21 protein-coding genes are annotated in these 26,102 nt (G+C 50.0%); 13 read left to right on the forward strand and 8 right to left on the reverse strand.

The genetic code is table 11. The annotated features are described in order from the left end of the window. Positions 1–1,114: 1,114 nt before the first annotated feature. Positions 1,115–1,903: a rhamnulose-1-phosphate aldolase gene (rhaD, locus tag A7090_RS16350; protein WP_105274815.1), complete on the forward strand. Its 789-nt coding sequence runs from the start codon at positions 1,115–1,117 to the stop codon at positions 1,901–1,903. Positions 1,904–1,912: 9 nt separating this feature from the next. After that, on the forward strand, positions 1,913–2,227 hold the full coding sequence (gene rhaM, locus A7090_RS16355) for an L-rhamnose mutarotase (protein ID WP_000619508.1): 315 nt from the start codon (positions 1,913–1,915) through the stop codon (positions 2,225–2,227). 40 nt (positions 2,228–2,267) lie between these two features. Here rhaM and A7090_RS16360 read toward each other — a convergent pair whose 3' ends face one another. Then, complete coding sequence (locus A7090_RS16360) at positions 2,268–3,662, reverse strand: carbohydrate porin (protein ID WP_000749940.1); 1,395 nt, start codon at positions 3,660–3,662, stop codon at positions 2,268–2,270. A gap of 476 nt (positions 3,663–4,138) precedes the next feature. Between A7090_RS16360 and A7090_RS16365 the strand changes: the two genes are divergently transcribed. The 4 genes from A7090_RS16365 to A7090_RS16380 are packed head-to-tail and all read left to right on the forward strand — an operon-like array spanning position 4,139 to position 8,855. After that, the gene (locus A7090_RS16365; protein WP_105274816.1) at positions 4,139–4,585 is read left to right on the forward strand and encodes a PTS fructose transporter subunit IIA; all 447 of its coding nucleotides are present in this window, start codon (positions 4,139–4,141) and stop codon (positions 4,583–4,585) included. Positions 4,586–4,595: 10 nt separating this feature from the next. Then, complete coding sequence (locus A7090_RS16370) at positions 4,596–6,047, forward strand: PTS fructose-like transporter subunit IIBC (protein WP_105274817.1); 1,452 nt, start codon at positions 4,596–4,598, stop codon at positions 6,045–6,047. Further along, positions 6,037–7,107, forward strand: coding sequence for an aminopeptidase (locus A7090_RS16375; RefSeq protein WP_105274818.1), 1,071 nt, complete (start codon positions 6,037–6,039; stop codon positions 7,105–7,107). Before A7090_RS16370 ends, A7090_RS16375 begins: the two co-directional genes overlap by 11 nt. Continuing rightward, positions 7,107–8,855, forward strand: coding sequence for a putative frv operon regulatory protein (locus tag A7090_RS16380; protein ID WP_105274819.1), 1,749 nt, complete (start codon positions 7,107–7,109; stop codon positions 8,853–8,855). Before A7090_RS16375 ends, A7090_RS16380 begins: the two co-directional genes overlap by 1 nt. A 101-nt stretch (positions 8,856–8,956) precedes the next feature. On the opposite strand, the gene A7090_RS16385 is transcribed toward A7090_RS16380, so the two are convergent. The 4 genes from A7090_RS16385 to fdhD all read right to left on the reverse strand — a co-directional run bounded on the left by A7090_RS16385 (position 8,957) and on the right by fdhD (position 15,476). Beyond that, entirely contained in the window at positions 8,957–9,991 is a 1,035-nt protein-coding gene (locus A7090_RS16385; protein WP_105274820.1) for a YiiG family protein, read from the reverse strand. Between the two features lie 193 nt (positions 9,992–10,184). Next, a complete protein-coding gene (locus tag A7090_RS16390) occupies positions 10,185–12,491 on the reverse strand; it encodes a hypothetical protein (RefSeq protein WP_105274821.1) in 2,307 nt (768 codons plus the stop codon). A gap of 1 nt (position 12,492) precedes the next feature. Beyond that, the gene (locus tag A7090_RS16395) at positions 12,493–14,328 is read right to left on the reverse strand and encodes an ATP-binding protein (RefSeq protein WP_105274822.1); all 1,836 of its coding nucleotides are present in this window, start codon (positions 14,326–14,328) and stop codon (positions 12,493–12,495) included. 311 nt (positions 14,329–14,639) lie between these two features. After that, positions 14,640–15,476 carry a formate dehydrogenase accessory sulfurtransferase FdhD gene (gene fdhD, locus A7090_RS16400; RefSeq protein ID WP_105274823.1) on the reverse strand — a complete coding sequence of 279 codons (837 nt, stop codon included), beginning with the start codon at positions 15,474–15,476 and terminating at the stop codon, positions 14,640–14,642. Between the two features lie 193 nt (positions 15,477–15,669). On the opposite strand from fdhD, the gene fdnG reads away from it, so the two are divergent. The 4 genes from fdnG to fdhE all read left to right on the forward strand — a co-directional run bounded on the left by fdnG (position 15,670) and on the right by fdhE (position 21,316). After that, positions 15,670–18,729, forward strand: a complete 3,060-nt coding sequence (fdnG, locus tag A7090_RS16415; protein WP_157941468.1) for a formate dehydrogenase-N subunit alpha — start codon at positions 15,670–15,672, stop codon at positions 18,727–18,729. Positions 18,730–18,855: 126 nt separating this feature from the next. After that, a complete protein-coding gene (gene fdoH / locus A7090_RS16420) occupies positions 18,856–19,758 on the forward strand; it encodes a formate dehydrogenase O subunit beta (RefSeq protein ID WP_000331377.1) in 903 nt (300 codons plus the stop codon). After that, positions 19,755–20,390, forward strand: a complete 636-nt coding sequence (fdoI, locus tag A7090_RS16425) for a formate dehydrogenase cytochrome b556 subunit (protein WP_000829013.1) — start codon at positions 19,755–19,757, stop codon at positions 20,388–20,390. Before fdoH ends, fdoI begins: the two co-directional genes overlap by 4 nt. After that, a complete protein-coding gene (gene fdhE / locus A7090_RS16430) occupies positions 20,387–21,316 on the forward strand; it encodes a formate dehydrogenase accessory protein FdhE (RefSeq protein ID WP_105274826.1) in 930 nt (309 codons plus the stop codon). The genes fdoI and fdhE overlap by 4 nt, the downstream gene beginning before the upstream one ends. Positions 21,317–21,364: 48 nt before the next feature. On the opposite strand, the gene A7090_RS16435 is transcribed toward fdhE, so the two are convergent. Continuing rightward, complete coding sequence (locus A7090_RS16435) at positions 21,365–21,697, reverse strand: hypothetical protein (protein WP_157941469.1); 333 nt, start codon at positions 21,695–21,697, stop codon at positions 21,365–21,367. A 162-nt stretch (positions 21,698–21,859) separates the two neighbouring features. Then, positions 21,860–22,138, reverse strand: coding sequence for a hypothetical protein (locus tag A7090_RS16440; protein WP_105274828.1), 279 nt, complete (start codon positions 22,136–22,138; stop codon positions 21,860–21,862). 607 nt (positions 22,139–22,745) lie between these two features. On the opposite strand from A7090_RS16440, the gene A7090_RS16450 reads away from it, so the two are divergent. The 3 genes from A7090_RS16450 to A7090_RS16460 are packed head-to-tail and all read left to right on the forward strand — an operon-like array spanning position 22,746 to position 25,130. After that, positions 22,746–23,282, forward strand: coding sequence for a hypothetical protein (locus A7090_RS16450; protein WP_105274830.1), 537 nt, complete (start codon positions 22,746–22,748; stop codon positions 23,280–23,282). Positions 23,283–23,335: 53 nt separating this feature from the next. Next, on the forward strand, positions 23,336–23,863 hold the full coding sequence (locus A7090_RS16455) for a hypothetical protein (RefSeq protein ID WP_105274831.1): 528 nt from the start codon (positions 23,336–23,338) through the stop codon (positions 23,861–23,863). A gap of 1 nt (position 23,864) precedes the next feature. Then, a complete protein-coding gene (locus tag A7090_RS16460) occupies positions 23,865–25,130 on the forward strand; it encodes a hypothetical protein (protein WP_105274832.1) in 1,266 nt (421 codons plus the stop codon). Between the two features lie 10 nt (positions 25,131–25,140). Here A7090_RS16460 and fabY read toward each other — a convergent pair whose 3' ends face one another. Further along, complete coding sequence (fabY, locus tag A7090_RS16465; protein WP_157941471.1) at positions 25,141–26,082, reverse strand: fatty acid biosynthesis protein FabY; 942 nt, start codon at positions 26,080–26,082, stop codon at positions 25,141–25,143. Positions 26,083–26,102 lie beyond the last annotated feature (20 nt).

Here is a 26,102-nt window from a genome sequence, read left to right on the forward strand (position 1 = left end):
TGTTTTGTGTTGAAGTGAGAATATCACCTTTAATCAGGTGGCCAAATTTAGTGTGCCACTACAGCGTCGCATCAGGCATTGATTTCCGGATGCGGCACAAGTGCCTTATCCGGCCTACGGGTCATCAACAGTTGTAGGCCTGATAAGACGCGGCTGCGTCGTATCAGGCATTGATTGCCGGATGCGGCACGAGTGCCTTATCCGGCCTGCGGGTCACCAACAGTAGGCCTGATAAGACGCGGCTGCGTCGCATCAGGCATTGATTGCCGGATGCGGCACGAGTGCCTTATCCGGCCTGCGGGTCACCAACTGTTGTAGGCCTGATAAGACGCGGCTGCGTCGCATCAGGCATTGATTGCCGGATGCGGCACAAGTGCCTTATCCGGCCTGCGGGTCACCAACTGTTGTAGGCCTGATAAGACGCGGCTGCGTCGCATCAGGCATTGATTGCCGGATGCAGCACGGGTGCCTTATCCGGCCTGCGGGTCACCAACTGTTGTAGGTCTGATAAGACGCGGCAGCGTCGCATCAGGCATTGATTTCCGGATGCGGCACAAGTGCCTTATCCGGCCTACGGGTCACCAACAATTGTAGGCCTGATAAGACGCGGCTGCGTCGCATCAGGCATTGATTGCCGGATGCGGCACGAGCGCCTTATCCGGCCTACGGGTCACCAACAATTGTAGGCCTGATAAGATGCGGATGCGTCGCATCAGGCATTGATTGCCGGATGCGGCACAAGTGCCTTATCCGGCCTACGGGTCACCCACAGTTGTAGGCCTGATAAGACGCGGCTGCGTCGCATCAGGCATTGATTGCCGGATGCGGCACAAGGGCCTTATCCGGCCTGCGGGTCACCAACAATTGTAGGCCTGATAAGACGCGGCTGCGTCGCATCAGGCATTGATTGCCGGATGCGGCACGAGCGCCTTATCCGGCCTACGGGTCACCAACTGTTGTAGGCCTGATAAGACGCGGCTGCGTCGCATCAGGCATTGATTGCCGGATGCGGCACGGGTGCCTTATCCGGCCTACGGGTCGTGCATCCGACAACACCGAATTAACAGGAACACAGAACATGCAAAACATTACCCAATCCTGGTTTGTCTAGGGAATGATCAAAGCCACCACCGACGCCTGGCTGAAAGGCTGGGACGAGCGCAACGGCGGCAACCTGACGCTACGCCTGGACGACGCCGATATCGCGCCTTATCAAGACAACTTCCATGCACAACCGCGCTATATCCCACTCAGCCAACCCATGCCTTTACTGGCAAATACGCCGTTTATCGTCACCGGCTCAGGCAAATTCTTCCGTAACGTCCAGCTTGATCCTGCGGCGAACTTAGGCGTCGTAAAAGTCGACAGCGACGGCGCGGGCTACCATATTCTCTGGGGGTTAACCAATGAAGCCGTCCCCACCTCTGAACTTCCGGCGCACTTTCTCTCCCACTGCGAGCGCATTAAAGCAACCAACGGTAAAGATCGGGTGATCATGCACTGCCACGCCACCAACCTGATCGCCCTCACCTATGTACTGGAAAACGACACCGCGGTCTTTACTCGCCAACTGTGGGAAGGCAGCACCGAATGTCTGGTGGTATTCCCGGATGGCGTTGGCATTCTGCCGTGGATGGTACCCGGCACGGACGAAATCGGCCAGGCAACTGCCCACGAGATGCAAAAACATTCGCTGGTGTTGTGGCCCTTCCACGGTGTGTTCGGTTCCGGACCGACGCTGGATGAAACATTCGGTTTAATCGACACCGCAGAAAAATCAGCGGAAGTGTTAGTGAAGGTGTATTCGATGGGCGGCATGAAACAGACCATCAGCCGTGAAGAGCTGATAGCGCTCGGCAAGCGTTTCGGCGTTACGCCACTAGCCAGTGCGCTGGCGCTGTAAGGAGCAAACATGATCCGCAAAGCCTTTGTCATGCAGGTTAACCCCGACGCCCACGAAGAGTATCAGCGTCGGCATAACCCCATCTGGCCGGAACTGGAAGCAGTGTTGAAATCTCACGGTGCGCATAACTACGCCATTTACCTCGACAAAGCGCGTAATCTGCTGTTTGCCACGGTAGAGATTGAATCTGAAGAACGGTGGAATGCGGTAGCCAGCACTGAAATCTGCCAACGTTGGTGGAAATATATGACCGATGTTATGCCCGCTAACCCGGATAACAGCCCGGTGAGTAGCGAGCTGCAAGAAGTGTTTTACCTGCCTTAATGAGTTGCGGTGCCGGAAAATATCCAGCACCGCGCCTTCATCAGAAGAAGTATTTAAAGCGAACGCGTGCGCCGTAACGGTCATCAGTATCATCACCGTGTTTTTTATCGCCGTCGCTATCCAGAATGGAGTAATATGTCCCGAGGTAAATATTAAAGTTCTCCATATCCATCACATTAGCGAACTGATAAGACGCATGAATGGTGTGAATGGTGTACGTCCCTTCATCATCAATCCAGCAGTCGTTATCACAAACTACACCGCTGAATTCATCAATCTTATTGTGCGCGTAGATATAACCGAGCTCGAAACGTTTCCACAGCGCGTTAATCCCGGCAGTGAAATCTTTCTCATTATTAGCATCTAAATAGGCGGTATTAAGATTAACCACAATGCCATTGTCCGGATCCGTTTTCAGGCCGTTCCAGGTCATGCTCATACCATAGCCGGTACGATCGGACTGATCGACAAAATTACCCTTGCTATCGGTATAACCATAAGCATTATTTACCACGTTCGCTTCCATCGCTGCGGAAACGGTGAATTCTTCCGTCGGCGACCAGGCAATTACTGGGCGCAGATAAGCAACATTTTTCTGCTGCTCCATATCGCGTCCATGATAATTACCGTCATTATATAAAGATGTTCCGTCTTCAAGTAACGTGTTTAATTCAAAATACCAGTTATCGAGTTGTTTGCTGACGAGGAAATTACCGCCAGCGTTAGAGCGCCCGCGGCCCTCTTTCATCATATAGATATAACCGCTGCCATCGTCATAAAGATCGTTCGCAGTATTACCGGAATGTTCAACAAAGGTATCCTGATTCAATGGGAACATATCGTAGGCTTCAAAACGGCCTACTTTGACCTTCCAGTCGTTTTCTTTGCCAAAGAAGAATACCGCATCATCGATATTTACTGAACCGTGCATATCCCCCAGCGGTTGTGCGGAGAACCCGGCGAAATAACCGTTGTCCATCTTTCGCATACCGTCAAAACCTAACAGAATACGACCATTGAGATTCCACTGTTCATTAGTGGGATCGCTATTCACATCAGCGTTGGTCATTGCCAGCAGGCCATGATTACTTTCCGCATCCATATTAAATTCTACGTCGCCGTAGATTTTTAAATCGCCATAACCTGAAAGCAAAAGATTAGGTGAGGTGGCATTTTTCTTTGCAGATTCCGCCGTTGCCTGTCCATTTACCGGCGTATTGCCCTGAGCGGCCTTAATTTCGCGGATCTCAGCGGCTTGTTGTGTCTGCAACTGTTTAACCTGGCTCTCTGCTTTTGCCGCCCGCATTTCTGCCGCTTCCAAGCGTTCTTCCAGCAATGCCATGCGTTGTTCCAGCGTTAAATGCTGTGTTTTTGCCATACCGGTACTACATGCCAATAATAAACCGATGGCTAAAGATAATGTCGATTTTTTCATTATTTACGTTCCCTGAAATAAAGGAGGCCCTACGCTTTCCAAAAGGAATACGTATATAGAGAAATATAAAGTGTGCACTTTCGAATTTTAAATCCAACTTCAGCAGGCCGATGGATAGTATCCCGCCGCATAATATGAGTAAATCCGCTGATTTCCTGGAACGTGAGGAATATAACAATAGTGCCGTTTTTAACTAAATATCGTAAAAAATATTAGATATGATTCAAACTGACTCATAAGCCACAAATATAAATAACGTGGCAGCAAAACATCCGCGACAGTTAAACATTCACAAAATCATTAAATAATGATTTTTTATTCACAACATTTATTTAACCCATCAATATGTGCCTTAGACCGCAAAATTTATCCTTCACTCTGCCTTATATTGTCACGACTTCACGACATATCCGCGCTCATCACAAAACCGCCCCGCCGTTACAATTAACTGAAATGTTTTTTCATGGAGTCCGATAATGGCTGCTCTTACTGCAAGCTGTATTGACCTGAATATTCAGGGCAATGGTGCTTATTCAATTCTGAAACAGCTGGCCACAATGGCGTTGCAAAACGGTTTTATCACCAACCCTCACCAGTTCCTGCGAACCCTGTTGCTGCGCGAAAAAATGCACTCTACTGGATTTGGTTCGGGCGTCGCTGTGCCGCACGGTAAGAGTTCCTGCGTAACCCAACCGTTTGTGCTGTTCGCCCGTAAAAACCAGCCTATTGACTGGAAAGCCAGCGACGGCGAAGACGTCAATTGCTGGATCTGCCTTGGCGTACCGCAAAGTGGCGAAGAGGATCAGGTCAAAATCATCGGTACACTGTGTCGTAAAATTATCCACCAGGATTTTATCAACCAACTGCAACAAGGTGATGCTGATCAAGTGCTTGCCTTGTTAAATCAAACCCTCAACTCATAAGGAAGTGGCGATGGAGTCATCCTTACGTATTGTCGCGATCACCAACTGCCCCGCCGGGATCGCTCACACCTACATGGTGGCAGAAGCCCTGGAACAGAAAGCCCGTTCTCTCGGCCATACCATTAAAGTTGAAACCCAAGGTTCCAGCGGCGTCGAAAACCGCTTGTCCAGCGAAGAGATTGCCGCTGCCGATTACGTTATTCTCGCCACCGGGCGTGGCCTGAGCGGCGATGACCGGGCGCGGTTTGCCGGAAAGAAGGTCTATGAGATTGCGATCTCTCAAGCCTTGAAAAATATCGATCAGATTTTTAGTGAATTACCGACAAATTCGCAGCTTTTTGCCGCAGATAGTGGCGTGAAACTCGGCAAACAAGAAGTACAAAGTGGCAGCGTGATGAGCCACCTGATGGCGGGCGTCTCTGCGGCGCTGCCGTTTGTCATCGGTGGCGGTATTCTGGTAGCGCTCGCCAACATGCTGGTACAGTTTGGCTTGCCGTATACCGATATGTCGAAAGGCGCGCCATCGTTTACCTGGGTTGTCGAATCCATCGGTTACCTCGGCTTCACCTTTATGATCCCCATCATGGGCGCTTATATTGCTTCGTCGATTGCTGATAAACCGGCTTTTGCCCCAGCCTTCCTGGTCTGTTATCTGGCGAACGACAAAGCTCTGCTCGGCACACAGTCTGGCGCGGGCTTCCTCGGCGCAGTGGTGTTGGGCCTGGCGATAGGTTATTTCGTCTTCTGGTTTCGCAAAGTGCGTCTTGGTAAAGCGTTACAACCGTTGCTCGGTTCAATGCTTATTCCGTTCGTCACTCTGCTGGTCTTCGGCATACTGACTTACTACGTTATCGGACCGGTGATGTCCGATATCATGGGCGGTCTGCTGCACTTCCTTAACACCATTCCTCCATCAATGAAATTTGCGGCGGCGTTTCTGGTCGGCGCGATGCTGGCGTTCGATATGGGCGGCCCCATCAACAAAACCGCCTGGTTCTTCTGCTTCTCGCTGCTGGAAAAACACATTTACGACTGGTACGCCATTGTCGGCGTTGTGGCGCTGATGCCGCCCGTCGCCGCAGGTATCGCTACGTTCATTGCACCAAAACTGTTTACTCAACAGGAAAAAGAGGCAGCCAGTAGTGCCATTGTGGTCGGTGCCACGGTCGCAACCGAACCGGCTATTCCTTACGCGCTGGCGGCACCGTTGCCGATGATTACCGCCAATACGTTGGCGGGGGGCATTACCGGCGTGCTGGTGATCGCTTTTGGAATCAAACGTCTGGCACCGGGTTTGGGTATCTTTGACCCACTGATCGGCCTGATGTCTCCGGTAGGTTCGTTTTATCTGGTGCTGGCCATTGGCCTCGCGCTGAACATTTCATTCATTATCGTCCTAAAAGGATTATGGTTACGCCGCAAAGCCAAAGCCGCGCAACAGGAGCTTGTCCATGAACATTGAGTTACTGCAACAATTGTGCGAAGCCTGCGCCGTCAGCGGCGATGAACAGGAAGTTCGCAATATCCTCATCAAAACGCTGGAACCCTGCGTCAATGAGATAACCTTCGATGGTCTGGGCAGTTTTGTTGCCCGCAAAGGGCATCGCGGGCCGAAAGTTGCCGTTGTCGGGCATATGGATGAAGTGGGCTTTATGGTGACGCATATCGACGAGAGCGGTTTTCTGCGTTTCACCACCATTGGCGGCTGGTGGAACCAGTCAATGCTCAACCACCGGGTGACGATACGCACCCACAAGGGAGCGAAAATCCCTGGTGTTATCGGTTCCGTCGCGCCTCATGCGTTAACGGAAAAGCAAAAGCAACAACCGCTGTCATTTGATGAGATGTTCATTGATATTGGCGCGAATAGTCGCGAAGAAGTGGAAAAACGCGGCGTTGCGATTGGCGATTTTATTAGCCCGGAAGCCAATTTTGCCTGCTGGGGTGAAGATAAAGTCGTCGGTAAGGCGCTGGATAATCGCATCGGCTGCGCGATGATGGCAGAGCTGCTACAGACGGTAAATAATCCCGAAATTACCCTGTATGGCGTGGGCAGTGTAGAAGAAGAAGTTGGGCTGCGTGGGGCGCAAACGTCGGCTGAGCACATTAAACCGGATGTGGTGATTGTGCTGGATACCGCCGTCGCTGGCGATGTCCCTGGCATCGATACCATCAAATACCCGCTGAAACTGGGCCAGGGGCCGGGAATGATGCTGTTCGATAAGCGCTACTTTCCCAACCAGAAGCTGGTCGCGGCGTTAAAAAGCAGTGCCGCGCACAGCGATTTGCCGCTGCAGTTTTGCATTATGAAAACCGGTGCGACGGATGGTGGACGCTACAACGTGATGGGTGGTGGTCGTCCGGTTGTCGCGTTGTGTCTGCCAACTCGCTATCTGCACGCCAATAGCGGCATGATTTCAAAGACCGATTATGATGCTCTGCTCACACTGATACGGGATTTTCTGACCACTTTAACCGCGGAGAAAGTCAACGCGTTCAACCAGTTCCGTCAGGTGGAATGATGCTGAATGAACGCCAGTTGAAGATTATCGATCTTCTGGAGCAACAGCCGCGCACGCCTAGCGAGCTGGCGCAACAGACTGGCGTTTCCGGCAGGACCATCCTGCGTGATATTGACTATCTCAACTTTACTCTCAACGGCAAAGCCCGCATCTCTGCCAGTGGCAGCGCGGGCTATCAACTGGAAATCTTCGAGCGCCGCAGCTTTTTTCAGTTGCTGCAAAAGCATGATAATGACGATCGGCTGCTGGCGATGTTATTACTGAATACCTTTACCCCGCGTGCGCAACTCGCCTCGGCGCTTAATTTGCCGGAAACCTGGGTAGCAGAGCGTCTGCCACGATTAAAGCAGCGTTATGAACGTACTTGTTGCCTGACCAGTCGCCCTGGTTTGGGCCATTTCATTGATGAGACAGAAGAGAAGCGCGTTATCTTGCTGGCAAACTTGCTGCGCAAAGATCCGTTTTTAATTCCTCTGGCGGGCGTCACACGAGACAACTTTCAGCATTTATCCTCGGCCTGCGACAACCAACACCGCTGGCCGCTCATGCAGGGTGATTATCTCTCCAGCCTGATTCTGGCTATTTACGCCCTGCGTAATCAACTGACCGACGAATGGCCGGATTATCCCGGTAACGAGATAAAACAAATTGTTGAACAGAGCGGTCTGTTTCTTGGTGATAATGCTGTAAGAGCCCTGACGGGTTTGATAGAGAAACAGCATCAGCAAGCGCAGGTAATTTCTACCGATAATGTGCAGGGGTTGCTGCAAAGGGTGCCGGGCATCGCGTCATTGAATATTATTGATACGCAGTTGGTTGAGAATATTACCGGGCATTTATTACGTTGCCTTGCCGCACCAGTGTGGATTGGTGAGCACCGCCAAAGCAGCATGATTAACATGAAAGCCGCCTGGCCTGCGGCCTTTGATATGAGCCTGTACTTTATTACGCTACTGCGTGAACAGCTCGATATTCCCCTTTTCGACAGCGATCTGATCGGTTTGTATTTTGCCTGTGCACTGGAGCGGCATCAAAACGAACGCCAGCCGATCATTTTGCTCTCGGACCAGAACGCGATTGCCACTATTAATCAGCTCGCCATTGAGCGCGATGTGTTACATTGTCGGGTGATTATTGCCCGTAGCTTAAGCGAACTTGTTGCCATTCGCGAAGAGATCGAACCATTATTGATCATTAATAACAGCCATTATTTACTGGATGACGCGGTTAATAATTACATCACCGTAAAAAACATTATTACTGCCGCCGGTATCGAACAAATAAAACATTTTCTGGCGACGGCATTTATTCGCCAGCAACCGGAGCGTTTTTTCTCTGCTCCCGGAAGTTTTCATTATTCGAATGTACGCGGTGAAAGCTGGCAACATATTACCCGGAAAATTTGTGCGCAATTAGTGACGCAACACCATATTACCGCCGATGAAGCACAACGGATCATCGCCCGCGAGGACGAAGGTGAAAACCTGATTGTTAATCGTCTCGCCATCCCACATTGCTGGAGCGAACAGGAGCGACGTTTTCGCGGATTTTTTATTACCCTCGCCCAACCAATTGAGGTGAATAACGAAGTCATTAACCATGTGTTAATCGCCTGCGCCGCAGCCGATGCGCGCCACGAGTTGAAAATATTCAGCTATCTTGCCAGCGTACTGTGCCAACATCCAGCGGAGACTATTGCCGGGCTAACGGGGTATGAAGGGTTTATGGCATTACTTCGCCAGGGATGAAAGTGGTCGGATGCACCGCTAACACGGCTTAACGACATTTAGGTCGGATAAGGCATTTACGCCGCATCCGACCTTATATTTCTCAGCAAAAACAAAAACGTTTAACGCAGACGGTTATAATCATCAACCATTTCGTTATACTCGCGTAATGCTTTCGGGAAAGAGTCCTGGACCATCCAGCTGGTGTTTGCATCCTGAAGTTGCTCTTTATCCCAATCAGAGTACGGGACTTTATCTCTGACGCGGCGAACATATTTTTTAGCCTCGAGTTGATATTGGTCTGCCGAATTAATGAACGAGAAATTCATACCGCCTTTATCCGCTTCTTTGGCCTGCGCCACCAGCGTTTCCAGTTCAGACACTTTCTTCATTGCCGCTTCTGTATCAAACTTATCTTGCGAAATCACGCCATTAATTTGTTTCGCTGAAATCATGACCGCCAGAGAGTAGTAGTGGAATGTTTTCCCTTCTCTTTCTTCAATATTTTTCAGTTCTGCAAGCTGGCGCTTATCATTAATTTCTTGAATCGCCGCATGATAAGATTCTGCTACAGGTTCAAAGGCTTCAAGATTTTTTAAGAATGTCTGGTGCAGCGTTTTCCCTTTCGCAAACGCATCGTCTTTATAATTCTCCTGGGTGTAATATTTATCCATTTCGTTAATAGTATTACCCAACGCTACGGCAGCATCGATATAACTCACCGCCACGCCATCAATAGGTTGCAGCGCAGGCGTTAACGCCACGACTCTTTTTATTCCTTTTTGACACTCAGAGAGATTGGATCCACTAATGCCGTAGATGCCATAAACAAGGCTCTCTTTACCCGTTGGCCCCTGTTTAAAATCTTTCAGCCAGTCAGCGTAACGCGCCAGACTGTTCTGTACTGGGATCTGTAACTTATTGTAGCACTTGATATAGACATCCATTTTTTCGTCGAAAACAGCTTGTTCATCGACCACCGGTTGCGCAGGCGTTTCAGGTTTAACTTCTGCTTTTGCAACGGGAGCTTCAGGAGCCGGTGCGGCGGGCTGGCTATTGGCGGGCGGGGGAGTTTCAGCTTTTTTATCATCGCACGCCGTGATACCGAGGGCCATGATAGCGACTATAATAGCGGAAGATAATAAATTCCTTTTCATTTAATTGCCTTATAAATATATAGATAAGAGAGATAATATTTTAAATGAAAAAATGATCCGTCACTATACACATTTTGCTTATAAACAAAGCGAAATCATTCATAGACCGAATAATTCCTGCGATTTAAAATATAAATCGCAGGCGCTATTTTAATTATCCGCTCTACTACTGGCGCAGAATATAAGCTCTCACCTACATTCCATAACGTTCAGAAATAGCAGCATGCTTCTCTTCATTCGCACCGGCAGCTTTAGCAAGACGCCACCAGCACAACGGATGTTCCCAGTCAGCGGTCAGTTGATTCAGCGTTTTATCGATATCCGCTTTGGGAACTGAACGCGGCGCACTGATAACAAAGTAGAACGCGAGGAGCGGCTCAGCACCTTCTCCCTGATGACTGTCCGTTAACGTAAAGTCATCGTTACTGTTACTCCAGTAGTACCAGTTTCGTTCACGTAGCGCCTCACGGAAGACATTGAGCTGCTCATCACCAGGTATGATGCCCTCACAGAACCATGATTCACCGTACTCGGTCGGGATAATGGTTTTCAGGCACCCATAAAGTGGGGTGAAATTCTTCTGTTCTTCCTCATCTTCAGGTCGGGTGTTCAACAGTTCCGCATCAAAAACCACTATCTCATCAACATGTTGCGGATAATCGGTGCGGTAAGTTGGCTCAATAATTCTTGCCGTCACCGGCCCAATACGCTGGGCGTAGTAATAGCGGTCTTCATAATTTTCCCGGAAGCGGATGTTTAACAGCCCCCATTTTTCGTCAATAAAACCTTCCCCTTCCGTGAGTTCGATTTCCAGTTCAGCAGCAATAGCACGAACCAAATCCCATTGTTGCAGGATGCTGGCGGTCGCCATGATATCCCACTGGAGATTACGAATATCTTCTTCACGGCTAATCATCAGTTGCTGCAATTGTTGTAAATAATCCAGTTGTCGGTCCCAGGCTTCCTGTTTTTGTGCTGCCCAGGAACACATGCGATACACGCCAACCCACTCACACCCTTTTTCGTTTTGCAGCAACTGTTGCCCAATCGACTCCAGTTCACTCCAGTCTTCCTGTTGGTTGATCACTCGCGCACGGAACCACAAGGCCATATGTAGCAGACCCGCCTGTTCATATAGCTTCGCAAGGTGCTCAATGGTTTGCAGATCATTACGGTGGAGCAATAAATCCAATAGATCGAAGCAAAGACCATTATCTTCCTGGAGGTGGCTTTCAACGTAGCGTTGCAGAAGTTCAATCGACTCATTAATCGCATTACAGGCATTTAACGCATTGACCAGTTTGCCCAGTAACTCCGCATCGTCTGGTGTGTTCAGATAAGCGCGGCGGAATATTTCGACGTCTTTTTCTGGATCTGGCTGCGTTTCTTCGTCGCTATTTTCAGGTACTTCTACAACCGGACGAGCAAGCAGTTCCGCTTCTTTGGCGGCTATTTTTTCGCTAAGTTCGAGAAACTCGCGATCGACACCCAATAATGAGCGTAATTTTGGTATGTGCTGCTGGGCCAATTTCATCGCCATTTTGGCCACCCAGACGGATTCACGCTCCAGCGCCAGAGTGATTTGCAGTTTTGCCAGATCTACCGCTTTGCGGTGCGCCCCGGCCTGCGAACGTTGCTCCAGCATTTTTTGGATGATACGCGCCAGCTGCCAGTGGTTTCTCTGCGGATGGCGAGGAAGCAGTACGGTAATAATCTTCACCCACATACCCCACGAATAGGGAGTCAGATCTGACCAACGAGGCAGTTCCTCCCAGACCTCTTCGTCCTGCCCACATAACGCCATGATGTACAGTTTTTTGAGGTGATAACCGATGTGGTCACGGCCCCAGTAATCGTTCTCTTTTGCCAGTTCATCAATCACTTCACGAGCTTCATCGTAGCGCTGAAGGGCAACCAAAATATCGGCGCGTGTTGCCTGCAGCGCTTCTAAATATTCACTCCCCGATGCTGTCACCGCCTCGATTTGCCTGTCGATATAAACCAACGCTTCTTCTGTTCTGTTAGAGTCCATCAGCGCACTGGCATATTCGCAGGATAAACACATAAAACAGCTCCAGGTCGGGTCAATCCGCGCAATGGTTTCTTCGCACACCGCCATACGCTCATTGGCCCAGCCTGGGCCATCAATATTTTCATAGCAGGCAGATAAATCCTGAGTAACACAAATGGATTGCGGACAATCTTTCGCCTCTTCCCGGTGTGCTTTTTCAAACAGCGCCACCACGTCAGGCAGCACTTTTTCACCTTCTTCATAGTTAGTCAGGCGATGGCGCATCTCCCAATGGCCGATAAATATTTCCAGCCACGGATTTTTTGCTACCTGGTTCAGCGCTTTCATCTCTGGTAATAACGAATCGCACTTTTCTATTTGCAGGTGCAAAACACTTTCTGAAAAATCATCAATAAGCTGCGGAATATACTCCTGCCCGGCATCGCGCAGCTCCTGACTATATTTGTTATACCACTCCCATGTATCCATTTTATTTTCCTTGATTAATTAAAACAGGGATAAACTGAGTAAAATCTTCCAGTGCCTGGTGCAAATCCCACTGCTGCTCTTTATTACCGCTGGAGCACAAAATCACTTTCAGCGACTTTAATAACCGTAATGCCGCCGCTGGCTGTTGTTGATGTTGTAATGCCATCACCAGTTGCATGATGCAGGGGTTATTAAGGTTGATATACAGACTTGAGGTTTTGGTCTTTTGGATTTGCGAAGTAAATTGTCGCGCCAGCATTAACGCTGCGGTGCTAATGCGTTTATCTGCGTCATCCTGTTCGAGAATTTGTTTTAATTCCGCTTCGCGGTCTGGCGTGACCACTAACGGTAAAACTGCCGGTTCGAAGCGAGAAATAATTAATTGCTCACCGTCACAGAGATGCTCTTCCAGATAAGCCACCTGCTCTTCGGGTAATTCCGCCAGGCTGAACAACTGCTCATTGCCCGTTTGCGTACCGACTTCGATAATCCGACAGTGATATAACAGCGCCCAACGGCGTAAAAATGGCACCACCGCATAACGATCGCCACGAGCAACGGGTCGTTGCAAAATATGAAACAGCATCTCTTCAAAACCGCCGTCGCGGCTTAACAGAATATGAATACTGTTATTAACGCGTAAATCTTTCGCCAGTAGCGCCCCTTTTGACGTTGGTATCTGCAAGCGGTCTTTGAGTAAATCAAACAGACGATCATCACACAAGGCCGCACCCAGCAACGCTTCGTTGTGGCGCATTAATACACGCCGCCAGATTTCTGGCTGGTTTTGTGCGAGATCGGACAAACCTGAAATCAGCGCCTCTTTTAGCGCCTCCTGTACCGCAACCCAGGTTTCATCCCGCTGGAGATCTTCCCGGCTCGCCGTCGGCGTCAGTTTCGATGACTCAATCACGCCGCCAATAAATCCGGCCCAGGGCGGTAACAACTCACGCGCTTCATCATCAAGTAACATACCGCGCAAAAACAACGACAAGTTGCGGTTATCGCTGGTGCCGTAGGTTGCGCCGTCCTGAATCCATAAAATCCCGACCGCATCGCTCATCCCCGCAGGTACTACCGGAATGGTGCAAATCGGTTCGAAGGAGGATTCAAACTGGGCGGCAAAGGCGAGATTTTTACGCTGCACCAGCGCGCGGTGCATGGTTACGCCTTCGGGGGCAACCTCACGCCACGGTGGTTGAAGTTTATTTACCGGCTCGCCGGCATCGCCGACATAGACCGGTTCGTGCAACAATATGCAGTAGCGGGAAAGAACGCGGTTCAGTAAATTGTCACTCGCCAGATGGCTGTACTCTTCTTTGAGCGTCAGAATCACCTGCGTACCCGTTTCCGAGGACTGATGCGGCGTAACGGTATATTTTTGCCCGTCGGTAGAGTGGTATTTCCAGCTCTGATCCGGTGTTTGCCAGGATGTGGTCAATACTGTGACTTCTTTTGCCAGCACAAATGCCGACAAAAAACCGAGGCCGAACATACCAATCAAACCGGTGTTGTCATCCTGCTGGCGCAACATTCGGGTATACCCCACGCCCACTGTAGCCAGGAAGCCGTGAATTTCGTTTTCTGTCAGACCCGCACCGGTATCGGTAATGGTGATGGTGGACTTCGCCACGTCTGCCACCACACGAATCGCGTTATCCTTTGGCGCATCGGGCTGCTCAATCCTGCGGCGTACGATCGCATCATGGCCGTTTTGCACCAGCTCGCGCACGGCAACCACGGGAGTGGAGTAAAGATGCTTACTGAGCACCTCAATTAAGCCGTTTAAATTAACTTCTGTAGAATATGAACTGCCAGCTAACTGTAATGTACTCATTTTTCAATACTCATAATCCATCACCTACTATTGAAAATACATTGCTGTTTTTTACAACCGGTGCAAGGTTTGTTATTTTCATTCACTCATCGGAAACATTTATTTATTGACGCGATGATTAAAACAAAATGTCTTATATAAATAATGATTAATTCTTACAGGATTAATGCGACTGGAGTATATCGATATAAACCGGAGTTAACGAGATAATTTCTTGTGATGAGGTTATTATTTAAATGCTGAATAATATATTGAGGATTATTTAATAGAAAAATAAAACCGCAATCCAGGATCAGAATTGCGGTATTTCTTTAATTATGAATCAAACGCTGCGGATGGGTATAAACCGTTGCCCGACCCGGTTTACAAAAGCCTACCAGCGTCAGATTACAGCGCTCAGCCACTTCTACAGCAAGTGTGGTCGCGGCAGACACCGCAAAGAGAATTTCTACCCCGCACATCGCCGACTTTTGCACCATTTCATAACTGGCACGACTGGAAACCAACACCGCACCTTGTTGCCAGCTTTCCCCTTCTTGCGCCCGGCGACCTAACAGTTTATCCAGCGCCACATGGCGGCCCACATCTTCATGCCCGCCAACCAGTTCGCCAGATGGCAACATCCAGGCGGCGGCGTGAGTACAACCGGTCAGTTGTCCCACTGGCTGGAAATCATGGAGATGACGTAATGCATCATCCAGTTTGTTGAGATCAAACGTCTGGGTGAACGGCAGCGGCTGCACCGGTTTTCCGATATCGCTAAGTTGCTCCACGCCACAGACACCACAGCCCGTACGCCCCGCCAGCGCCCGGCGGCGCTCCTTCAACCCCATAAAGCGGCGGCTGGAAAGCTCAATTTGTACTTCAAGACCATTACAGGAAGGAACGACATCCATGCCGAAGATATCATGCGGACTTTCGATAATCCCCTCGGAAAGCGAAAAACCGAGCGCAAAGTACTCAAGGTCTTTGGGCGAAGCCATCATCACCACGTGCGAAATGCCGTTGTAGACCAGCGCAACGGGAACCTCTTCTGCCACCTCATCTAACCGTGGGTGTTGTAAATCGTCACGCCGCCATAACTCAATTTGACGAACACCTGTGATATTTATCACATTTTCGATTTCTTTTTGCTGTGTTTTTTTCACTTTCTCTTAACCAGATAAGAACACACACACCAACATTATGGTATTCTGTTACAAACCCTTCCTGAATGGAGGGAAATTGGGCCAATTCTGGACCTTTGCGGCTCCTTCCGCAAAGAAAAATAACTCCCACTCCCTGCACACGCAGCAAGCGAATGTAAATGGGACGTGACAATGTCGAAACAAGGAGCAATCCATGCAGGTCAGCAGAAGGCAGTTCTTTAAGATCTGCGCTGGCGGTATGGCAGGCACCACGGCAGCGGCACTGGGTTTTGCACCCAGCGTAGCGCTCGCGGAAACCCGGCAGTATAAACTACTGCGCACCCGCGAAACCCGTAATACCTGCACCTATTGTTCCGTAGGCTGTGGGCTGTTGATGTACAGCCTCGGTGACGGAGCAAAAAACGCCAAAGCATCTATCTTCCATATCGAAGGTGACCCGGATCACCCGGTCAACCGCGGTGCACTTTGTCCGAAAGGCGCTGGCCTGGTGGATTTCATCCACTCCGAAAGCCGTCTGAAGTACCCGGAATACCGTGCCCCAGGTTCTGATAAATGGCAACAAATCAGTTGGGAAGAGGCGTTTGATCGCATCGCCAAACTGATGAAAGAAGACCGCGATGCTAACTACATTGCGCAAAACGCCGAAGGCGTGACCGTTAACCGCTGGCTCTCTACCGGGATGCTGTGTGCATCTGCGTCGAGCAATGAAACCGGCTATTTAACACAAAAATTCTCCCGCGCACTGGGTATGCTCGCGGTCGACAACCAGGCGCGTGTCTGACACGGACCAACGGTAGCAAGTCTTGCTCCAACATTTGGTCGCGGTGCGATGACCAACCACTGGGTTGACATCAAAAACGCCAACCTCGTCGTGGTGATGGGCGGTAACGCCGCTGAAGCTCACCCGGTCGGGTTCCGCTGGGCGATGGAAGCCAAAATTCACAACGGCGCGAAGCTAATTGTTGTCGATCCTCGCTTTACGCGTACAGCGGCGGTAGCTGACTACTATGCCCCGATTCGTTCCGGTACTGACATTGCTTTCCTGTCAGGCGTATTGCTGTACCTGCTGAACAATGAAAAATTCAACCGCGAATACACCGAAGCCTATACCAACGCCAGCCTGATCGTGCGTGAAGATTTTGGCTTTGAAGATGGCCTGTTCACCGGCTACGACGCGGAAAAACGCAAGTACGATAAATCCTCCTGGACTTACGAACTGGACGAAAACGGCTTCGCCAAACGCGATACCACGCTGCAACATCCACGCTGCGTGTGGAACTTGCTGAAACAGCACGTTTCCCGTTACACGCCAGATGTGGTTGAAAACATCTGTGGTACGCCGAAAGACGCGTTCCTGAAAGTCTGCGAATACATCGCAGAAACCAGCGCACATGATAAAACCGCGTCGTTCCTCTACGCGCTCGGCTGGACACAGCACTCCATCGGTGCGCAGAACATCCGCACCATGGCGATGATTCAACTGCTGCTCGGCAATATGGGGATGGCAGGCGGCGGCGTTAACGCCCTGCGCGGTCACTCCAATATTCAGGGGCTGACGGACCTGGGGCTGCTGTCGCAGAGCCTGCCAGGTTACATGACGCTGCCAAGCGAGAAGCAGACCGATCTGCAAACCTACCTTACCGCCAACACCCCGAAACCGCTGCTGGAAGGCCAGGTTAACTACTGGGGCAACTACCCGAAATTCTTCGTCTCCATGATGAAGGCCTTCTTTGGCGATAAAGCGACAGCGGAAAATAGCTGGGGCTTTGACTGGTTGCCGAAGTGGGATAAAGGCTACGACGTCCTGCAATACTTCGAAATGATGAAAGAGGGCAAGGTCAATGGCTATATCTGCCAGGGCTTTAACCCTGTTGCTTCATTCCCTAACAAAAACAAAGTGATCGGTTGTCTGTCGAAACTGAAGTTCCTCGTGACTATCGACCCGCTGAACACTGAAACCTCTAACTTCTGGCAGAACCACGGTGAGCTGAACGACGTTGATTCGTCGAAGATCCAGACCGAAGTGTTCCGCCTGCCATCGACCTGCTTCGCGGAAGAGGACGGTTCAATCGTTAACTCCGGTCGCTGGTTGCAGTGGCACTGGAAAGGTGCGGACGCCCCAGGGATTGCGCTGACTGATGGCGAGATCCTCTCCGGTATCTTCCTGCGCTTGCGCAAGATGTATGCCGAACAGGGCGGCGCAAACCCGGACCAGGTGCTGAACATGACCTGGAACTACGCCATTCCGCATGAGCCGAAGTCGGAAGAAGTGGCGATGGAGAGCAACGGTAAGGCGCTGGCCGATATTACCGATCCGGCAACCGGTGCGGTTATCGTCAAGAAAGGCCAGCAACTTAGCTCGTTCGCCCAACTGCGCGATGACGGCACCACCTCCTGTGGCTGCTGGATTTTCGCCGGTAGCTGGACGCCGGAAGGTAACCAGATGGCTAAGCGCGATAACGCCGATCCGTCTGGCCTCGGCAACACGCTGGGCTGGGCATGGGCATGGCCGCTTAACCGCCGCATCCTGTATAACCGCGCCTCCGCAGACCCGCAGGGTAACCCGTGGGATCCGAAGCGTCAGTTGCTGAAATGGGACGGCACTAAGTGGACCGGCTGGGATATTCCGGACTACAGCGCAGCGCCTCCGGGCAGCGGCGTCGGGCCGTTTATCATGCAGCAGGAAGGCATGGGACGTCTGTTTGCCCTCGATAAGATGGCAGAAGGTCCGTTCCCGGAACACTACGAGCCGTTTGAAACGCCGCTGGGGACTAACCCGCTGCATCCAAACGTTATCTCAAACCCGGCTGCACGTATCTTTAAAGACGACGCCGAAGCATTGGGTAAAGCCGATAAGTTCCCGTATGTCGGAACCACCTATCGTCTGACCGAGCACTTCCACTACTGGACCAAGCATGCGCTGCTTAACGCTATCGCCCAGCCGGAACAGTTCGTGGAGATTGGCGAGAAGCTGGCGAATAAACTCGGCATCACGCAGGGTGATACGGTGAAAGTCTCCTCCAATCGTGGCTATATCAAAGCCAAAGCGGTGGTGACCAAACGTATCCGCACGCTGAAAGCGAACGGCAAAGATATCGATACCATTGGTATTCCGATTCACTGGGGCTATGAAGGTGTTGCGAAAAAAGGCTTTATTGCCAATACGTTGACGCCATTCGTTGGTGATGCGAACACGCAGACACCAGAGTTTAAATCCTTCCTCGTGAATGTGGAAAAGGTGGATACCCAATAGATTTCAGATTGCAGGGAGCTGGCGACGCCATAAAGACCGGGAGCATAGAAACACTATGTGACCGGGATGAATAAGGAAGCCAGCGAACCTGCAAGCTGAAAGATGAAGGGTAAACGGAGACGAAATATGGCTTACCAATCTCAAGATATCATTCGTCGTTCCGCGACTAACGGTCTGACCCCCGCGCCTCAGGCGCGGGACTTCCAGGAAGAAGTGGCGAAACTCATCGACGTCACTACCTGTATCGGCTGTAAAGCCTGTCAGGTGGCGTGTTCAGAGTGGAACGACATTCGCGATACCGTCGGCAATAACATTGGGGTGTACGACAACCCCAATGATTTAAGCGCCAAATCGTGGACGGTAATGCGCTTCTCGGAAGTGGAGCAGAACGACAAACTGGAATGGCTGATCCGCAAAGACGGCTGTATGCACTGTTCCGATCCCGGCTGCCTGAAAGCGTGCCCGGCAGAAGGGGCAATTATTCAGTATGCCAACGGTATCGTCGACTTCCAGTCCGAGCAGTGCATCGGCTGCGGTTATTGCATTGCTGGCTGTCCGTTCGACATTCCGCGCCTCAACCCGGAAGACAACCGCGTCTACAAATGTACGCTGTGCGTTGACCGCGTGGTGGTTGGGCAAGAACCAGCCTGTGTGAAGACCTGCCCAACGGGCGCGATTCATTTCGGTACGAAAGAGTCGATGAAAACGCTGGCAAGCGAGCGCGTGGCAGAGCTGAAAACCCGCGGTTACGACAATGCGGGTCTGTACGATCCGGCGGGCGTTGGTGGTACGCACGTTATGTACGTGCTGCACCATGCTGACAAGCCGAATCTGTATCATGGCTTGCCGGAGAATCCGGAAATCAGCGAAACCGTGAAATTCTGGAAAGGCATCTGGAAACCGCTCGCCGCTGTTGGCTTTGCGGCTACCTTCGCTGCCAGTATCTTCCACTACGTGGGTGTCGGCCCGAACCGTGCGGATGAGGAAGAGAATAATCTGCACGAAGAGAAAGACGAGGAGCGCAAATGAAACGACGTGACACCATCGTGCGCTACACCGCACCGGAACGTATCAACCACTGGATCACCGCCTTCTGCTTCATCCTGGCGGCGGTGAGCGGACTGGGCTTTTTGTTCCCATCCTTCAACTGGTTGATGCAAATCATGGGCACACCGCAGCTGGCGCGGATCCTGCACCCGTTTGTCGGCGTGGTTATGTTTGCCTCGTTCATCATCATGTTTTTCCGTTACTGGCATCACAACCTAATCAATCGGGATGATATCTTTTGGGCGAAGAATATTCGTAAGATCGTCGTCAACGAGGAAGTAGGTGACACCGGGCGTTATAACTTCGGTCAGAAATGCGTTTTCTGGGCGGCGATTATATTCCTGGTCCTGCTGCTGGTGAGTGGCGTGATTATCTGGCGTCCTTATTTTGCGCCTGCTTTCTCAATCCCGGTGATCCGATTCGCGTTAATGCTGCATTCATTTGCCGCAGTGGCGTTAATTGTGGTTATCATGGTGCATATCTACGCCGCCCTTTGGGTGAAAGGCACGATTACCGCCATGGTGGAAGGATGGGTTACCAGCGCATGGGCGAAGAAACATCACCCGCGCTGGTACCGTGAGGTCCGCAAGACAACGGAAAAAAAAGCTGAATGAGTATTCGCATAATCCCGCAAGATGAGCTGGGTTCGAGCGAGAAACGTACGGCGGATATGATTCCGCCGTTATTGTTCCCTCGGCTCAAGAATTTATACAACCGCCGCGCCGAGCGCCTGCGCGAGCTGGCAGAAAATAATCCGCTGGGTGATTACCTGCGCTTTGCTGCGCTTATCGCCCACGCCCAGGAAGTGGTGCTGTACGACCATCCGCTGGAGATGGATCTGACCGCGCGCATTAAAGAAGCCAGCGCACAGGGCAAGCCACCGCTGGATATTCACGTCCTGCCACGTGATAAGCACTGGCAAAAACTGCTGATGGCGCTGATTGCTGAGCTGAAGCCTGAAATGAGCGGCCCGGCGCTGGCCGTGATTGAGAATCTGGAGAAGGCATCAACTCAGGAGCTGGAAGATATGGCCAGTGCGTTGTTTGCTTCTGATTTCTCGTCCGTCAGCAGTGATAAAGCGCCGTTTATCTGGGCGGCACTGTCGCTCTACTGGGCGCAGATGGCTAATCTAATCCCCGGCAAAGCGCGCGCAGAATACGGCGAACAACGTCAATATTGCCCGGTTTGTGGTTCTATGCCGGTTTCCAGTATGGTGCAAATTGGCACGACTCAGGGCCTGCGTTACCTGCACTGCAACCTGTGTGAAACCGAATGGCATGTGGTGCGCGTAAAATGCAGCAACTGTGAACAGAGCGGCAAACTGCATTACTGGTCACTGGATGACGAACAGGCCGCAATTAAAGCCGAAAGCTGCGATGACTGTGGCACTTACCTGAAGATTCTTTATCAGGAAAAAGAACCGAAAGTTGAAGCCGTGGCAGATGATCTGGCCTCGCTGGTGCTGGATGCGCGGATGGAGCAAGAAGGGTTTGCCCGTAGCTCGATTAACCCGTTTTTGTTTCCGGGTGAAGGTGAATAGATAAATAAGTGCAGGTTAAATCAGCCTGCATTTTGTTTAACTTTATATTTATGATATTGCAATTATATATATAAATTCACAGGCCAAATATATAAACACACACACAAATGCGAGTCCAACTAAAAATTCAAGCAATATGAAAGAGAAACCTATAAATAATACTAATGCTCTTATAATCACCTGTAAATAAGCCAAAAGATAGCCTCCCATGATGGCAGTGAGGCCAATTAAAGCGTATCTGACGCCAGAATTCATATCGTCTGACAAAATTTTATTCATGACAAAAAAAGTGACCACCGCGCCCACGATAAAAAGCCCAAACGACCATATATCTTCATCACCATCTGGCGGCGAATTTTTTGATAACCGCAATATTTTCATATAACACCAGTCATTCATAAAATCTATATATGTTCAAAGTCATTCAAGTTGCTTCTGCGTTGGCTACGCTCGCTCACCCTGGTCACGTACTTATGTACGCTTCCAGGGCTTCACGCTTGCCACCTTGAAACAACTCGAATGATTTTTAGTATATATTGATAGTTAATAGTACCAAATATCAGGGTAATTATCCGGGAACCAGTTTATCCCATCAGGATCGATACCGGATAATACCGCATAAATATTTTGCCTGTCGCTGGCGCGGCGGCGAAGCGTAGTGTACTGGCGCTTCCAGTCATGATCGCCCGGCGTAGACAGATTTAAGCAACAACATTCCAGTGCATGATACCATTTACCGGTAAGGCAGGCACAATTGGTATGTTTATGCGGTTTCGCTTTGCCATTGCGCCCCCTGTCTTTTTGGGTATTAAATGTTGACATTTTTAGTCTCCTGTTAAGGTTACTAAAAATGCGCGTCCTTAAAATAGTTCATTTCCACTCTAATCCGTATACTTTGCTTTCGCGCGAATTTCCTGCATCCGTGGGCCATGATGGTAACGCTGATGACCGCACATCCAGCAAGAACAACCACAAGGCGTACATAGACATACACCAACCGCTCTAACACTTCCGTCACCCGCAGTATGATACCGACAACGGATTTTTTTCAATCTCGCCCTATGATGGCGACGTTCAGCTCGATTTCGGGCCATAACAAAACTCCTGAGCAGGCGGCACTATGCCGCTTTCACATGAGTTCTGAATGCCTCTGTTTTCTGTATGTCATAGAAAATTCACCATCGCCGACAATAATATCATTCACCAGTGTTATATTATCGCATTAAACGATAATATAACAACTTACTCATCTCCCCCTCATATTTAATATTCGGAGCAGGTGACACATCTATTGTTGCAGGTCATCCCTCTTTGAGTCAACAGAGTATTAAACCAGGAAAGCGACAAATATATTGATTACCTGCTATCCATGGCGCATACTTCATCTCAACTAATATAGCGCATTAACAGTAAGGGATAAGAAACAATTATGGATGAGTTAAATATTTTCTATATAAGTGCTGGTTTATGTTTTGTCGGCTTTCTCTGGATGTTTATCAGTATATTCCGTTCTTTCTTCCCCAAAAAGCGCTACACCTTACCCGCGCCAGCTTTTAGCGGCACAGTAACCTTGCCCAGTACCGGACAATACGCGATAGCCATTACTATTCCTCTACGCAGCGGTATTGGCGCAGATCTGCCTGGAGCCGGATTTTATACTGCTGATTTCACCATTAAAGCATCTGGCGCTCATCTCTCTATTCCTCTACAACGTAAAGGATCGCTGGGCGCTTATATTCACAATAAAGATTTTAGCGGTAATAAAATGCATATCCTCGGCTTATTTAACGGTAACCGAAGACCCGGTAATTATGATATTATCTGTACTAACCCTGGCGTTATCAATACGAATTATAAAGTTGAAGTGGTAAGCTATATCCCGGTCGGTAAGCGGCTACTGCATATGTTACCCGGAGGAGTGCTGCTTCTTGCTGGGATTTTGACTCTTATGACTCAAGTTATTTAACCGATAAAACAGGTGATTAATTCCCTGTTCATTGCTTAAAAGGTATTACGCAAATGGAAAATGAACCTGAGTTACAGTATGCGCAGCCGATTTTTTATCAGGCAAAAGGCGAAAAAAAGCTGATAATGTGGGCCGAAGGCGATATTCTTACCAACGCTAATGGCCTGATTTACACTGCAGATTCACCAGAGGAAATGCAGAATTTCTGTGAGCAATTTCCGTTGGTTGATATCCATTGGGACGAGCCATTAATTCTGGATATAGATGCTTTTCTTATCGCAATAAACGGCCTCTCTATCCATTTTCATACCAGCAAAAGAAGATGTTCATTTATAGTAGATAATTATAATTTACTGGACGATATTGCTATCGCGCTGAAAATTCCCGCCGATGACTATCTGACCAATGAGGTCAGACATATTATAGACGGTAAACTTTTCTGGGGATGTAATCTACCCTCCATGACACCAAAAGGGAAAGTCTGGCATCCTCACTGGAATAAGAAAGAACTGTTGGCGTTGAAAAGTGGTGTGAATACACTAATAACACTGATTTCACAAAAACAGCCAGGACTTTTATAGCATGTCCTTTTTACCACAGAAAACCGTCACAACGGATTCTCTCGCATTACCCTGGCCGATACTTTTCCTGGAATTTTTCGTCCGTGAAGTCACGTTCCAGGGTAAGGAAAAGGTACGCGCCACGCTACCTTCAGCAGATGGCGATTGCCTTGTAGGCCTGATTAGCGCAGCGCATCAGGCATGTTGGCGTTTGTCATCAGTCTCAAAGGTTCTCACCCTGAAAATCTTTTCGATTATGGACAAAGTGCTCGTTGTTCATGCCGGATGCGGCGTACACGCCTTATCCGGCCTACAGAACAGCGCAAATTCAACAGATGGCGATTGCCTTGTAGGCCTGATAAGCGCAGCGCATCAGGCATGTTGGCATTTGTCATCTGTCTCAAAGGTTCTCATCCTGAAAATCTTTGCGATTATGGACAAAGTGCTCGTTGTTCATGCCGGATGCGGCGTACACGCCTTATCCGGCCTACAGAACAGCGCAAATTCAACAGATGGCGATTGCCTTGTAGGCCTGATAAGCGTAGCGCATCAGGCATGTTGGCATTTGTCATCTGTCTCAAAGGTTTTCACCCTGAAAACCTTTTCGATTATGGACAAAGTGCTCGTTGTTCATGCCGGATGCGGCGTACACGCCTTATCCGGCCTACAGAACAGCGCAAATTCAACAGATGGCGATTGCCTTGTAGGCCTGATTAGCGCAGCGCATCAGGCATGTTGGCGTTTGTCATCAGTCTCAAAGGTTCTCACCCTGAAAATCTTTTCGATTATGGACAAAGTGCTCATTGTTCATGCCGGATGCGGCGTGAACGCCTTATCCGGCCTACAGAACAGCGCAAATTCAACAGATGGCGATTGCCTTGTAGGCCTGATAAGCGCAGCGCATCAGGCATGTTGGCGTTTGTTATCAGTCTCAAAGGTTCTCATCCTGAAAATCTTTTCGATTATGGACAAAGTGCTCGTTGTTCATGCCGGATGCGGCGTACAGAATAGCGCAAATTCAACAGATGGCGATTGCCTTGTAGGCCTGATAAGCGTAGCGCATCAGGCATGTTGGCATTTGTCATCTGTCTCAAAGGTTCTCACCCTGAAAACCTTTTCGATTATGGACAAAGTGCTCGCTGTTCATGCCGGATGCGGCCTACACGCCTTATCCGGCCTACAGAACAGCGCAAATTCAGCAGATGGCGATTGCCTTGTAGGCCTGATAAGCGCAGCGCATCAGGCATGGCGTTTGTCATCAGTCTCAAAAACCTTTTCGATTAAGTAAAGCGTCTGCCCTACTCCTCCTCATTCCCGCCTTCTTCCAGCGGCCCGAATGGCTTCGCGGGCAGAACGATATACGTGCCTTCAAACACCGCACCCGGCGTCTCGTCGCCAAAGATTTCGACCTGCATCTGCACCCGCGCTTTTCGTCCGCGCGCCAGACGGTCAAGATCGCCGCTTAAGGCACCGAGGTCGGCTACCGCCTGCGGTTTGCCACTAATCGGCTTACTGTAACGAATATGCGCATCGGCAAGAATAATCGTTCCACCGAGATGGCGTTCACGCAGCATCAGCCAGATAAGCCCCCAACCGGTGAGCGTTGCCAGAGAGAATAAACTCCCGGCAAACAACGTATGGTGCGGATTCTGATTGCCGGTTTCCGGCATGGTGGTGATAAATTTTTGCCCGGTATATTGCTGAATGCGCACACCCATTTTTTCGCTTAACGGGATATGTTCATACCACGCCTGTTGTAGCTGTGCGCACCAGTCGCCGCGATGCAAAATATCATCCAGAGTGGCGACAGGCTTAATCATCAAAAAATGGCGAATCGGCGTGGTGGTTGGTGTGGTGATTTCTCCCTGATTAACAAACCCCAGCTTGGCAAAAAACTCCACCGCGTCTTCGCGGGCGCTACAGGTCACGCGCTTAACGCCTTCCTGACGCGCCACCGATTCCAGGGTCATCGCCATCAGCGTTCCTAACCCTTTGTCCTGCACATCGGGATGAACGGCCATAAAACGGATGGACGCTTCATTATCGGCATTAATATACAGCCGCCCTACCGCCACCAGATTCCCCTGCTCATCAACGACCATCTGGTGATGCGCCATCGCATCCCACGCGTCGCGTTCAGAACCTTTTGGTTGATGCAGAGGCTTACGCAACATTTCCCAGCGAAACTGATAGTAACGCTCTAATTCTTCTTCTGTTTGTGGAACCCGAAGGTGATACATAGCGATACTCTCTCTTGTTT

Origin of the sequence: Escherichia sp. MOD1-EC7003, assembly GCF_002965065.1 — a bacterium.
In the GTDB taxonomy this organism is placed as follows: Bacteria; Pseudomonadota; Gammaproteobacteria; order Enterobacterales; family Enterobacteriaceae; genus Escherichia.

Coding starts and splice junctions, on each gene's coding strand:
- rhaD (WP_105274815.1), top strand. CDS start 1,115: ATGATCAAAGCCACCACCGACGCCTGGCTGAAAGGCTGGGACGAGCGC.
- rhaM (WP_000619508.1), top strand. CDS start 1,913: ATGATCCGCAAAGCCTTTGTCATGCAGGTTAACCCCGACGCCCACGAA.
- A7090_RS16360 (WP_000749940.1), bottom strand. CDS start 3,662: ATGAAAAAATCGACATTATCTTTAGCCATCGGTTTATTATTGGCATGT.
- A7090_RS16365 (WP_105274816.1), top strand. CDS start 4,139: ATGGCTGCTCTTACTGCAAGCTGTATTGACCTGAATATTCAGGGCAAT.
- A7090_RS16370 (WP_105274817.1), top strand. CDS start 4,596: ATGGAGTCATCCTTACGTATTGTCGCGATCACCAACTGCCCCGCCGGG.
- A7090_RS16375 (WP_105274818.1), top strand. CDS start 6,037: ATGAACATTGAGTTACTGCAACAATTGTGCGAAGCCTGCGCCGTCAGC.
- A7090_RS16380 (WP_105274819.1), top strand. CDS start 7,107: ATGCTGAATGAACGCCAGTTGAAGATTATCGATCTTCTGGAGCAACAG.
- A7090_RS16385 (WP_105274820.1), bottom strand. CDS start 9,991: ATGAAAAGGAATTTATTATCTTCCGCTATTATAGTCGCTATCATGGCC.
- A7090_RS16390 (WP_105274821.1), bottom strand. CDS start 12,491: ATGGATACATGGGAGTGGTATAACAAATATAGTCAGGAGCTGCGCGAT.
- A7090_RS16395 (WP_105274822.1), bottom strand. CDS start 14,328: ATGAGTACATTACAGTTAGCTGGCAGTTCATATTCTACAGAAGTTAAT.
- fdoH (WP_000331377.1), top strand. CDS start 18,856: ATGGCTTACCAATCTCAAGATATCATTCGTCGTTCCGCGACTAACGGT.
- fdoI (WP_000829013.1), top strand. CDS start 19,755: ATGAAACGACGTGACACCATCGTGCGCTACACCGCACCGGAACGTATC.
- fdhE (WP_105274826.1), top strand. CDS start 20,387: ATGAGTATTCGCATAATCCCGCAAGATGAGCTGGGTTCGAGCGAGAAA.
- A7090_RS16435 (WP_157941469.1), bottom strand. CDS start 21,697: ATGAAAATATTGCGGTTATCAAAAAATTCGCCGCCAGATGGTGATGAA.
- A7090_RS16440 (WP_105274828.1), bottom strand. CDS start 22,138: ATGTCAACATTTAATACCCAAAAAGACAGGGGGCGCAATGGCAAAGCG.
- A7090_RS16450 (WP_105274830.1), top strand. CDS start 22,746: ATGGATGAGTTAAATATTTTCTATATAAGTGCTGGTTTATGTTTTGTC.
- A7090_RS16455 (WP_105274831.1), top strand. CDS start 23,336: ATGGAAAATGAACCTGAGTTACAGTATGCGCAGCCGATTTTTTATCAG.
- A7090_RS16460 (WP_105274832.1), top strand. CDS start 23,865: ATGTCCTTTTTACCACAGAAAACCGTCACAACGGATTCTCTCGCATTA.
- fabY (WP_157941471.1), bottom strand. CDS start 26,082: ATGTATCACCTTCGGGTTCCACAAACAGAAGAAGAATTAGAGCGTTAC.